This is a genomic window from Sphingomonas sp. 37zxx (assembly GCF_000786205.1).
Lineage (GTDB): Bacteria > Pseudomonadota > Alphaproteobacteria > Sphingomonadales > Sphingomonadaceae > Sphingomonas.
Genome location: NZ_JROH01000091.1, coordinates 1 through 9,635, shown reverse-complemented (window position 1 = coordinate 9,635; position 9,635 = coordinate 1). Strand labels below are relative to the sequence as shown.

15 protein-coding genes and 2 pseudogenes are annotated in these 9,635 nt (G+C 61.9%); 6 read left to right on the top strand and 11 right to left on the bottom strand.

Annotation, left to right across the window (positions count from 1 at the left end):
- From QU44_RS16790 to QU44_RS16775, 4 genes and pseudogenes are all read right to left on the bottom strand, one after another.
- Positions 1-312 (bottom strand): annotated as a pseudogene (locus QU44_RS16790) (GNAT family N-acetyltransferase); the annotation flags it as partial.
- A complete protein-coding gene (locus tag QU44_RS16785; protein WP_033923556.1) occupies positions 309-617 on the bottom strand; it encodes a type II toxin-antitoxin system TacA family antitoxin in 309 nt (102 codons plus the stop codon). The gene QU44_RS16785 and the pseudogene QU44_RS16790, both read right to left, overlap by 4 nt.
- A 568-nt stretch (positions 618-1,185) precedes the next feature.
- Entirely contained in the window at positions 1,186-1,452 is a 267-nt protein-coding gene (locus QU44_RS16780) for a hypothetical protein (protein ID WP_033923555.1), read from the bottom strand.
- A gap of 1 nt (position 1,453) precedes the next feature.
- Positions 1,454-1,930 carry a helix-turn-helix domain-containing protein gene (locus QU44_RS16775; protein WP_197054373.1) on the bottom strand — a complete coding sequence of 159 codons (477 nt, stop codon included), beginning with the start codon at positions 1,928-1,930 and terminating at the stop codon, positions 1,454-1,456.
- 67 nt (positions 1,931-1,997) lie between these two features.
- On the opposite strand from QU44_RS16775, the gene QU44_RS16770 reads away from it, so the two are divergent.
- Positions 1,998-2,795, top strand: a complete 798-nt coding sequence (locus QU44_RS16770; protein WP_033923553.1) for a hypothetical protein — start codon at positions 1,998-2,000, stop codon at positions 2,793-2,795.
- A complete protein-coding gene (locus QU44_RS16765) occupies positions 2,731-3,141 on the top strand; it encodes an AAA family ATPase (protein WP_033923552.1) in 411 nt (136 codons plus the stop codon). The genes QU44_RS16770 and QU44_RS16765 overlap by 65 nt, the downstream gene beginning before the upstream one ends.
- Here the strand turns inward: QU44_RS16765 and QU44_RS19050 are convergent.
- From QU44_RS19050 to QU44_RS16755, 3 genes are all read right to left on the bottom strand, one after another.
- The gene (locus QU44_RS19050; protein WP_197054372.1) at positions 3,059-3,277 is read right to left on the bottom strand and encodes a cysteine peptidase family C39 domain-containing protein; all 219 of its coding nucleotides are present in this window, start codon (positions 3,275-3,277) and stop codon (positions 3,059-3,061) included. The two genes, QU44_RS16765 and QU44_RS19050, sit on opposite strands and share 83 nt — an antisense overlap.
- A gap of 119 nt (positions 3,278-3,396) precedes the next feature.
- Positions 3,397-3,891, bottom strand: a complete 495-nt coding sequence (locus QU44_RS16760) for an RES family NAD+ phosphorylase (RefSeq protein ID WP_033923551.1) — start codon at positions 3,889-3,891, stop codon at positions 3,397-3,399.
- Positions 3,892-3,895: 4 nt separating this feature from the next.
- Positions 3,896-4,246, bottom strand: a complete 351-nt coding sequence (locus QU44_RS16755) for an MbcA/ParS/Xre antitoxin family protein (protein WP_033923550.1) — start codon at positions 4,244-4,246, stop codon at positions 3,896-3,898.
- 277 nt (positions 4,247-4,523) lie between these two features.
- On the opposite strand from QU44_RS16755, the pseudogene QU44_RS16750 reads away from it, so the two are divergent.
- Positions 4,524-4,844: pseudogene (locus tag QU44_RS16750) on the top strand (transposase); the annotation flags it as partial.
- A 226-nt stretch (positions 4,845-5,070) separates the two neighbouring features.
- On the opposite strand, the gene QU44_RS16745 reads toward QU44_RS16750, so the two are convergent.
- From QU44_RS16745 to QU44_RS16730, 4 genes are all read right to left on the bottom strand, one after another.
- Positions 5,071-5,712 carry an NrsF family protein gene (locus QU44_RS16745; protein ID WP_033923549.1) on the bottom strand — a complete coding sequence of 214 codons (642 nt, stop codon included), beginning with the start codon at positions 5,710-5,712 and terminating at the stop codon, positions 5,071-5,073.
- A gap of 2 nt (positions 5,713-5,714) precedes the next feature.
- The gene (locus tag QU44_RS16740) at positions 5,715-6,245 is read right to left on the bottom strand and encodes a sigma-70 family RNA polymerase sigma factor (protein ID WP_033923548.1); all 531 of its coding nucleotides are present in this window, start codon (positions 6,243-6,245) and stop codon (positions 5,715-5,717) included.
- Positions 6,246-6,270: 25 nt separating this feature from the next.
- Positions 6,271-6,681, bottom strand: coding sequence for a DoxX family protein (locus tag QU44_RS16735; protein WP_331377495.1), 411 nt, complete (start codon positions 6,679-6,681; stop codon positions 6,271-6,273).
- Between the two features lie 86 nt (positions 6,682-6,767).
- Positions 6,768-7,052: a BufA1 family periplasmic bufferin-type metallophore gene (locus tag QU44_RS16730; protein ID WP_033923546.1), complete on the bottom strand. Its 285-nt coding sequence runs from the start codon at positions 7,050-7,052 to the stop codon at positions 6,768-6,770.
- Positions 7,053-7,242: 190 nt separating this feature from the next.
- On the opposite strand from QU44_RS16730, the gene bufA2 reads away from it, so the two are divergent.
- The 3 genes from bufA2 to QU44_RS17580 all read left to right on the top strand — a co-directional run bounded on the left by bufA2 (position 7,243) and on the right by QU44_RS17580 (position 9,353).
- Positions 7,243-7,533: a BufA2 family periplasmic bufferin-type metallophore gene (bufA2, locus tag QU44_RS16725; protein ID WP_033923545.1), complete on the top strand. Its 291-nt coding sequence runs from the start codon at positions 7,243-7,245 to the stop codon at positions 7,531-7,533.
- A gap of 201 nt (positions 7,534-7,734) precedes the next feature.
- The gene (bufB, locus tag QU44_RS16720) at positions 7,735-8,571 is read left to right on the top strand and encodes an MNIO family bufferin maturase (RefSeq protein WP_033923544.1); all 837 of its coding nucleotides are present in this window, start codon (positions 7,735-7,737) and stop codon (positions 8,569-8,571) included.
- Positions 8,568-9,353 carry an HvfC/BufC N-terminal domain-containing protein gene (locus tag QU44_RS17580; RefSeq protein WP_052135076.1) on the top strand — a complete coding sequence of 262 codons (786 nt, stop codon included), beginning with the start codon at positions 8,568-8,570 and terminating at the stop codon, positions 9,351-9,353. Before bufB ends, QU44_RS17580 begins: the two co-directional genes overlap by 4 nt.
- Positions 9,354-9,635 lie beyond the last annotated feature (282 nt).

Below are 9,635 nucleotides of genomic sequence, written 5' to 3'. Positions count from 1 at the left end.
TCCCATGCCGCCGGTGAATAAGACGGGATAGGCCGCCGGGATGTTGCCATGCGCAGGGCGGGTCCGGGCGAACCGCTCAGGCAGTTCGGTATAATTAACCGCGTGGGCGTTGGTAGCGTAGAAGCCGATTAGTTCGCGCTCGGGGCCAACCATCACGAAGGTGCGAACGTTGCCCATCTTGGTGAGCTTGTTGGCGGTGCGGCGAAAGAAATTGTCGACCTGCCCGATGCCACAGGAGAATGCCGTTCGATCGTGATTGGCAGGATCAAGCGGCTCTATAACAATAGGCTTTGCGTCCTCGGGGGCAGTCACCGGCTGATGATCGTCTCGCGATAGCGAGCAAAGGCGGCCCGCAACCGATCGGTAGGTGCCGAAGGCGCATCGAGCGCGGCGAAGAAGCTAGCATGATCGACCGGCTGCAAACTGGTGCGTTCATGCGCCGCGATCGTCTCCATCGCTGAACGATAGGCCGCGTTCATTGTAAAAACCGAATCGTCGACACCTGAAAGCGCAGCAGCTTGCTGGATGGCCTGCTTGATGCGTGGCTTAGTACGGAAATTCATTCGCTCGCTGCTGCGCTCCTCAACAGCGCCAACCTCATCCTGAAAGCCCAGCATGGCACACCTCATTTAACTACTACAAAAATGTACGCCTTATCGGCGTACATTTCAATCGGGAGTTGAAAAATCCTGAACCCGAAGAACTTTGCCGGCGGGTATCGGTTTTGAAAATGAACGGTAACGTTTGACGCAGGCGTGATCTGCTGGCCGGCTCTCATGCCGGCCTAAGGCCTCGCTGAAAATCAGGACGATATCGATGTCACCCAATGGACCAAAGACGACATTAGGATTGGCAAAGGGAGGTGCGCACACACCACGCTATGGATAGCGGTCGTATGCAGGGCAGAAAGTCTTTCCCAATCAATGGTGTAGCAGGATAGCAGCGTTGCTATAGGCTCCGCAAAAGCTACCTTTTGATGTGCTACAAGGGTGCTACCGCGCTACGGAGACCATGATTTACTGGGCTGCGCAGCATGAGGGCCGCAAGCGTGCGGCCCGTGCACTGACCCATTGAAAGCACGGCCCATTTCTTAACGGGCTTCACAGATAAGATCGGTGCGCCAGGACTCGCCGACGTCGAACCCGTCTGCCGGCTACCACGCTGTGCGAGCCTGTTCCCGGACGGTCAGAACTTGCCGGGCGGCCGTGGCTTGAAGCGGCGAGGATCGAAGAACCAGACGAGCATGGCTGTGCCGGCGATGGCTGCCGTTGCCCAGCAAGCAACTGCCAGGGCAGGGGGGTAGTCCAGCAGGCTGGCAGCCAAGCCTGCCATGAGCAGGGCTACGAACAGCGCCGCTAACCAGCGAACGACTGGCCAGTTGCGACGTTCGAACCGGACGCGCCGGGTATCGGCCACCCAGGCCGCCAGCTGTTCCTTCGATGGTCCGCTCATCTCAGTCCCCCAGCGACAAGGCGAGCAGCGTGCCGCGGAGCTGTTTGCGGTTGGCGGTGCCCGCGTCCGCGCCCCCGTCATATAGCACACGCGCGAGTGCCTGGCGTCGTTCGCCTGGTAGCCTCAACCCTACATCCTTGCAGATCGCGTCCACATCGCCACTCAGCCGGTCGAGCCGATCCCAGTCAACTGGGCCGTAGTAGCTGCGGGGGACGACGTCCTCGCCCAGAATCACCCATTCGGGGTCGACGTCATAGTCGCGCCGAAGTCTGGCCATGAGCGCGACCGGCGGTTCGGCTCCGCCCAGTTCCCAGCTGACCAACGCACGCTTGGAATAGCCCAGCGCCTTTGCGAACGCCTCCTGTCCCAGCCCCTGTCTTAACCGCACCGCCTTGATGCGCTCGCCGATGGTGGATGCACCGCTCACGTCGCCATAGCCTATTGTATTATCCTGCTCATTATGGCTCAATCTTGCCACTCTGCTATCATGGCACGAGAGCGGTGCCGGCGACCAGCATTTCACCGGACAGGGGATAGGGACGACTATGGGCGGCCAGGTCAATGTGCGCCTCGGGGATGAGGACGATTCAGCCCTTACCCGTTGCGCAGCCGAGCGTGGCGTCGAGCGCACGACCCTGGCCAAATCGTTCGTTCAGGAATGTCTCGCTGCGTGGCGGGATGGTCGGGCCGTGTTTGACCGGCCCAAGCAACTGGGGCCCAGTGATATGGTTGCCTTTGGGGCCAGGCTGGACAAGGCCGTCATGGAGATCGACCGCATTGCTGAAACCTGGGCAGCGCATGAAAGCAAGATGCATAAGCTCGGGCGTGAGGACCAGCTGGCGATGACACGGGCCCGGACCGAGTTTATCAAGGGATTGCCTGAGCGCATCACCACTAGCCTGAACCCGATCAAGGCGGAGATGATGCTGCTTGCCGAGCGGATCGACAAGCAGCCCCGCCTGGATGCCATCGACGAGCGACAGCGCCAGCATACGGACGCGTTGCGAGACAACACCGCCGCCATCAGGAGCCTGGAGCAACAGCCCCGGACAAAGGTCAGTTATACCGTCTGGGACAGGGAATTGTCAGGCCGCAAGGTGGGCGTGGCGCTGCTCGGCTTATGGGCGGTCTCTGTCTTCAGTTACTTCTTCGCGGCGATGGCGCTGCCGCCATCGTGGATCGCCGTCCGCTCGGCCAATTACCTGCTGGGCGGCGGGGATCAGGCGGTTTGCGCGCTGGTGAACTACCGATTGGCAACCGACAGCTGCCGGACACAATTTGGCGGTCGGGCAGGCAAGGTCGTGGTGCGGGCGACGCCCGGCGTGTCAGAGCGGGAGCTGTGATCTCGGTCGCGGCGGTCGGATCGCGGCCGAGCTGAAAGGGGCGATTATCATCGTCGAGGAAGCGAGCCAGGTCGGGACGCGCGACCTGGGGCGGATCGTTCGCCTTGCCAACATGACTGATGCCCGTGTCATCCAGACAGGCGACGCGCGCCAGCTCGGCGCGATCAGTGCCGGCAAACCGTTCGAGGCCAGCCAGCAGGCTGGCGTTGCTACCGCCTACGTCACCGAAAATCTGCGCTCGCGTTCCGAAACGATGAAGGCGGTCACGACCGCGTTCGACGAGAAGAACCTGTCGGCAGGTGGCGCAGATAGCGGGTCATCCCGCCGCGCCGTTCCATCGCGGTAAGCAACACGAAATGATTGAGGCCCCAGTGCAGGATCGCTGGCAGCGGGACTTCCCGCAGATTCTCCGGGTCCGCCCGCAACGGCCTCGCGTCGAGTTTCAATTTATCGGCGACCTGCAGTAGTGTCGCGAGGATCATGCCCTTTATCCTCGCTGAGACACGACGGTTGATTTCTGCCCACAATGTCGACTTTACCGAAGGCCTATCGGGGTATCTCGATCCTGGTCTCGGAGTGATGATCGAGGAATAAGAGGCCATCAGTGATTGCGAAGGCCAAGCCGGTCGTCGTCATCGACAAGCGTGATGCGCCCGGCCCAGTCCCACAGGACCAGATTGAGCGCGTCCGCGGGGGCACCGCGGGCGTAGCTTGGAACAACGATGCCGGCATAGCCTTGCGCGATCGCGGCCTCCGCCAGGTCTTGGGTCGGGACCGGTTTGCCCGAGAGCATCCGGTCACGCCATGACGGGTCGGCGAGCTGCGCCGGTGCGATACCGAAGGGCTGCAATGCAGCCGCATCGCGACCATCGAGCAGCGGTCCTATGTCGGCCTGATAGGCGACCAGCGTGGTGGGTTGCAGCGTGCCGACCTGATTGGCCTCGCGCAGCGCGGTTTCCGGGGCGAGAGACGTATAGAGCGCAGTGCGCCCGATGCGATTGAACCGTCCGCCAAACCGGGCTGCCCCCTCCCCTGAGAGGGGTTCACGCGACCAGACCGGATTGTGGGCGCGATAGAGCAGCCCGGTAAAGTGCATGGGATCAGGCGTGCACGCCGGCGTCGATTGCGTCGATATAGGTCAGCACGTCATCGGCCCGGTTGCTCTGCACCAGCTGCATGGCGGTCTGGCCCGAGAAGCCGGGCAATGGCTCCGAGCGGTACCAGGCATAGGCCAGCAGCGCCGAGCCGAAGCGCGGCTCGACCTTGTTGAGCACCTCGACCATCTGGCGAAGGCGCCGCTGGGTTCGTGTTGACGCGATCCGATCCTTGCGCTGGATCGCATCCTTGCCGAGCCCGAGCGAACGCGCGAGTTCGTCGCTGGTCGTGCGCAGCGCTTCCACGATTTTGCGCGGGGCAAATGCGCCATTGTCAGCGTAGTTTTGGATCGCCATTGTAATGCTCCACGGATATTGACGGCATATGGCGTCAATATATGCGGCAATCAAGGTGATGGTGGCGCATTGAGTTCGGTGACTGCTCCGGGCACGGCGCCGAGCGGCGGCGTTGTCATCGTCAAACACGGCTGATGCGATTCCGATGCTGCGTCGCGGTGGCACGCAGGGGCATTTAAGCGGTCTATGGCGTGCGCCGATCGTGCCGGTCGGAGGCGATCCTCAGCCCTAACGGCCTTAACAGGCTGCTGAAAAAGGGCTTGGCTAHTGSCANGTCGATGTCCTGGCGGCGATACGATATCGCTTGCCCTGGCTGCGGCATCTCTTCGCCGATGGCGGCTATGCCGGAAACAAACTGCGCGACGCACTCGCCGGCATGGGCCAGCGGACCGTCGAGATCATCAAGCGCTCCGACGCTGCCAAAGGCTTCCAGCGCCTGCCCCGCCGATGGGTCGTCGAACGAAGCTTCGCCTGGCTCGGGCGATGCCGCCGCCTCGCCAAGGATTGGGAAACCTCCGTCGCATCCTCCACCGCTTGGGCGCTTGTCGCATCCATCCGCATGCTCCTCCGCCGAACCGCAAGCTGTTGCTGGGGTTGAGAAACTTTCGGATCTGGCTCTCATCACCGTCAAACTCCAAGCCCGTCAGAGCGTTACACAAACACCCGGCATACGCTAGCCCCCGAATACGACCGTGACAGAAGCGATTCGCGGGAAACCCTCGGTGCCCCTGAAACCTGCCGTTTCTGCAGGCTCGGCATCACACCACCATGAAAGTCCGGAGCTTGGACTTCGGCGTACGGTGCATAAAATGCGCTGTTTGGTGCTACCACCGTATCAAAGCTGGTACGGCAAGACGCCCCAGCGCGGCTGACACTGCCACGGGTGCGACGTGCCAGATTCCGAGGTGGCCGATCGTGTCCACAGGGCATGACAGACCGTAAGCGAAGCTGCCCAGTGCCCCTGCCGCTACTCCGGTATAGAATCCGGCGGCGCGCGAGGAGACGGGTGCGCCACGGCGCAGCCAGATCACCAGCACAATCGCCACGGCCACGCTGCTCGCGGTGCCGGCAATGAAGCAATGCCACCCGTCCGCTGCGTGATGGTGTCTGGCGATTGTCCCCTCCAGCACCGCCAGCAATATGGCGGTGACCGGCAGGATCGCAAGCGCCGCCAGCAGCCAGCGCAAACCATCCTGCCGAGTGCCGACGCGCGGGGCCGCCATGCGCACCACTACCCGCGCCGAGGCGAGCCCTACTAGCGCGATAAGTCCGTTTGAGATGAAGAAGGTGGCGGCCGCCCGACCTTCCGTCGGGCCGCTCCACAAGCCGTGCCACAGCGCTATTGCAGCGATCGTCAGCGCGGTTGCAATTGCCACCTGTGCAAGGCCATGATGCATTCGTAGCGGGCGTACTGGCTCCAGCTCACCCGCGAGCTGTGCTATTAGGGGATTGGGTGGGCGGGTCATCGTTAGTCAGCCTCTTCGACTAGCGCGGCCAGTTTCCGAAGGCCGCGATGAATGTTCACTTTGATCAGGCTTTCGCTCTGGCCGGTTCGTTTGGCCGCTTCTGTGACCGAAAGCCCCTCGATCTTTACCATTTCGATCGCGCTGCATTGCCCCGGGGGCAGTTGTACAAAAAGCCGCTCCAGGCTCATCCGGGCCAGCACGGCCTCCTCCTCATTGTCTTCGGGGGCATCGTGATCGCCCAATTCAGTTTCGCTTGCCCGGTAAACCCGGCGCAAATGATCGACCCAGCGATAGCGGGCGATGGCTGCAAGCCACGGCAGGAATGCCCGCGTCTTGTCCCAGGTCGCGCGCTTGGCGTGGATAGCGAGCAGGACGTCCTGTACCAGATCGTCGATCTGGGCCGGGGGCACACGACGGCGAAAGTAGCGTTCGAGCCACAATTGCGCTTCGGTCAACAGCACCGTGTAGGCACGCCGGTCCCCGCCTTGGGCCGCGATCATTAGCCGCACGAAGGTGGCCTCGTCCGCGATCATGGCCGTTCCCCCGCTCTGCGCCCGTTCACGCGCGCCGTTGCCGCCAACGGCTCACCAGCGTGTCTAGCGACATCACGCCACCGCCGCGCACGATCAGCACCGCCGCCAGCGCCGCCCACAAGATATGCGTCGTCCACCATGCTTCAGGGAACACGAAAACCTGGATCACCAGCGTCATTGCGAGGAGCGCAGCCGCCGATAGCCGCGTTGCCAGCCCGATCACCAGCAGCGCGGGGAACAGATGCTCGCTCACCATAGCCAGTGGCGCAGCGATCTCGGGGGGCAACGGGACGGCGGCATAGTCAAATTCGAATAGATAGCGCGTTGCGTCGCTAATTTCGAACAAGCTGCCCTCCATCACTTTGCTGCGGCCCGCGCGCCAGAATATGCCCGCAAGCGCGATCCGGGCCAGCAGCAGCGCAACGCCCTCAGCCAAGATCGAGGCGGTTATGGCTACGGTCCGATGGTAAAGGAGGGCGAAGTGCTGCATGTGCATTTAGGCGTCCTGTCGAATGCTACGTGTCACCGGCTGAGCGGCGTGAGCGAACCATTGCCCTTGGGCGTTTTTGTCTTTTCGCAACTGCCCTGCTTGACCAGCTTCCAGGCGTTGCCCTGATAGTCCCGGGTCGAGGTTCCGGCGCAGCTGGTTCCAGCGCCGGCGGAGCAATCGTTTTTCCCTGCCTTGGCTATACCATAGCATTTCTCCATCGGTGCCTTTTGTGCGGCGACAGGGGCCGTGGCGACGCCGGCCGCCAAAGCGGCGATTGTCGCAAGTCCGGCGATGCGGGCGATGGTGGCGGTCTTCATGGACGTAATCTCCAGCCTTGGGGGAGCCGCGCCAAGCGGGTTGCCTGGGCGGTGTTTCCCCCCTTTTTCGCTGGGCGGCGCGGAACCGTTACAGGCCGATAAAAGTTTTTTTCGCTGTAACCGGCGAACGAGCGGCGGCGAACAGCCTGGTGTGCGATCCCGCACCATTCAGTTTCAAGGAACCGCTGATATGACAACCGCAACCCGCACTGCCGCCACGATCGCCGCTACTGCGGCAGCCATCGCGCTGAGCTCGTTCTCGGCTTTTGCAGCCGACACGCCGACCGGGAGCAAGGGGCGTGCCCTAAATTCCAGCGACACGGTGCATTGCTATGGCCTGCATAGCTGCAAGGGCAATTCCGATTGCGCCACGACCGAGCATGAGTGCAAGGGCCATAATGCATGCAAGGGCCATGGCTTCAAGGCAATGAAGGCCGGCCAGTGCCTTACAAAGGGCGGGACGATCGGCGACCTTGGCTGATTCCACGCTGGTCCGGCGGGTATCGCCTTTGGCGGCATGCCGGACCGTCTTATGCCTATCTCCAGCCCGCCCGCCTTCCCACCCGATCGCCATAGCCTGATGCCATAGCCTGATGGTGATCGAGCGGGGAGGCGAGGAGGGACGGGCGGTATGAGTCGCGGTCAACGCGATTTGGTATTACGTATATACAGGGTTATCGCGATGACCAATATCACCGCGTTTGGCGGATTCGGCCTTGGCTTGCGCCGCGATCATTACCGGGACTTTCTTGCAGGTGACGTCGCTGTCGATTTCGTCGAGGTGATATCCGAGAACTTCATGGTCGATGGCGGCAGGCCGCTGCGGGTATTGGAACAGGTGCGAGCCAAGCTTCCGGTGATCCTGCACGGCGTATCGATGTCGATCGGATCGGCGCACGGCCTGGACGCCGATCATCTGGCCCGGCTCAAGCTGTTGGCGGATCGGATCGAACCCTTGTGGGTGTCCGATCATTTATGTTGGACCCGGACCAGCGCGCACAACAGTCATGATCTGCTTCCGCTGCCGCTAACGGGCGCGGCGATCGACATGGTGTGCGACAATATCGACCATGCGCAGGAGACGCTTGGCCGTGCGATGCTGTTCGAAAATCCTTCAAGCTATCTCACTTTTCCAGAAGACGAGATGACGGAGTGGGAATTTTTGGCCGAAATGAGCCGTCGAACAGGCTGCTATTTATTGCTGGACATTAACAACATCTATGTCAGCGCCTGCAACCACGGCTTCGATCCTTTGGCTTATATTGCAGGCATGCCTGCGGACAGGGTGCGACAGGTGCATCTGGCTGGGCATACTCCGGGTGACATCGTCATCGACACCCATGACCGATCGGTCTGCGACGCAGTTTGGAACCTTTATGCATCGACAATTGCCAAGCTTGGACAGGTTGCCGTCATGATCGAACGGGACGACGCAATTCCACCGTTGCCGGACCTGCTGGCCGAGCTGGATCATGCGCGCATGATCGCCGCCACAGCGCATGTCGAGATGGTGGCATGACCCAGCTTCTTCACGTCCAGAACGATTTCCTTGCCTGTCTGCTCGATGACAGCGCGCCCTTGCCATCTGGATGGAATGCTCGGCGCGCCGCTGGCATGGCCGTCTATCGCAACGCCTATCGAGCGCGGCTCATCGATGTATTGCGGGACACGTTCGAACGCACTGCACGGCTGGTGGGCGACGATGCCTTCCTGCAAGCGGCGGCGCATCATCTGATCATGCATCCGCCCACGAACTGGACCATCGACCTGGCCGGTGAGGGGTTTGCCCACACCTGCGCAGAATTGTTCGCCAACGATCCCGATGTAGCCGAAGTGGCGTGGCTGGAATGGGAGATGCACCGCGCTTTCACTGCCGCCGATAGCGAGCCATTGACGCTGGCCGATTTTACCGCAGCTACGGCAGACTTCCACGCCGGGCAATGGGATGAACTTCGCCTGGCACTCATCCCAAGCATAGCCTTGCGGCCGGTTACCCATGATCTCGTCAGGCTGTGGGAGACGCTGGCCGATCCATTGCAGGTATCGGAGGTAGCAAAGCTGCGACAACCGACGTGGGTGCTCGTGTGGCGCGAAGGCGAGCAACCGGCATTCGGCCTCGTTCCCCAAGCGGAAGGGCTCGCATTGGCGGTGCTTCAGCGGGGCGGCACATTCGGTGGCGTCTGCGCAGCATTGTTGAACCATGCCGATGCTGCCGACGCGGCAGCCATGGCGGCAGCGATGTTGCTTAACTGGCTGGAAATCGGGCTGATCGCCACGATCGAGGCGGGGCGGGCGGCATGAGTCGCGTTCAACGCGACTTGGCATGACACCCCGTTCGAACACATCTGGGCACCCCCAATAACGCTGGCATGCTGCGGCGGAAACTGATTCACTGGATCTGATCAGGCAGGCAGCGGATGCGTCAGGCGGGGTTGTTCGGGCTATCGGATCAACTGAAGCGGTTGTCGGACAGCGGGGATCCGCTGGAGACGACGGGCCGGATAGTGGATTTTGAGATATTCCGCCCACAGCTGGAGAAGGCGCTGGCCTATGGCAGAGGTGGTTCGGGGAATTTGAACAGCG

Excerpts from the sequence above, each read along its gene's own strand:
- QU44_RS16785 (WP_033923556.1), bottom strand. The coding sequence starts at position 617 with ATGCTGGGCTTTCAGGATGAGGTTGGCGCTGTTGAGGAGCGCAGCAGC.
- QU44_RS16780 (WP_033923555.1), bottom strand. The coding sequence starts at position 1,452 with ATGAGCGGACCATCGAAGGAACAGCTGGCGGCCTGGGTGGCCGATACC.
- QU44_RS16770 (WP_033923553.1), top strand. The coding sequence starts at position 1,998 with ATGGGCGGCCAGGTCAATGTGCGCCTCGGGGATGAGGACGATTCAGCC.
- QU44_RS19050 (WP_197054372.1), bottom strand. The coding sequence starts at position 3,277 with ATGATCCTCGCGACACTACTGCAGGTCGCCGATAAATTGAAACTCGAC.
- QU44_RS16760 (WP_033923551.1), bottom strand. The coding sequence starts at position 3,891 with ATGCACTTTACCGGGCTGCTCTATCGCGCCCACAATCCGGTCTGGTCG.
- QU44_RS16755 (WP_033923550.1), bottom strand. The coding sequence starts at position 4,246 with ATGGCGATCCAAAACTACGCTGACAATGGCGCATTTGCCCCGCGCAAA.
- QU44_RS16745 (WP_033923549.1), bottom strand. The coding sequence starts at position 5,712 with ATGACCCGCCCACCCAATCCCCTAATAGCACAGCTCGCGGGTGAGCTG.
- QU44_RS16740 (WP_033923548.1), bottom strand. The coding sequence starts at position 6,245 with ATGATCGCGGACGAGGCCACCTTCGTGCGGCTAATGATCGCGGCCCAA.
- QU44_RS16730 (WP_033923546.1), bottom strand. The coding sequence starts at position 7,052 with ATGAAGACCGCCACCATCGCCCGCATCGCCGGACTTGCGACAATCGCC.
- bufA2 (WP_033923545.1), top strand. The coding sequence starts at position 7,243 with ATGACAACCGCAACCCGCACTGCCGCCACGATCGCCGCTACTGCGGCA.
- bufB (WP_033923544.1), top strand. The coding sequence starts at position 7,735 with ATGACCAATATCACCGCGTTTGGCGGATTCGGCCTTGGCTTGCGCCGC.
- QU44_RS17580 (WP_052135076.1), top strand. The coding sequence starts at position 8,568 with ATGACCCAGCTTCTTCACGTCCAGAACGATTTCCTTGCCTGTCTGCTC.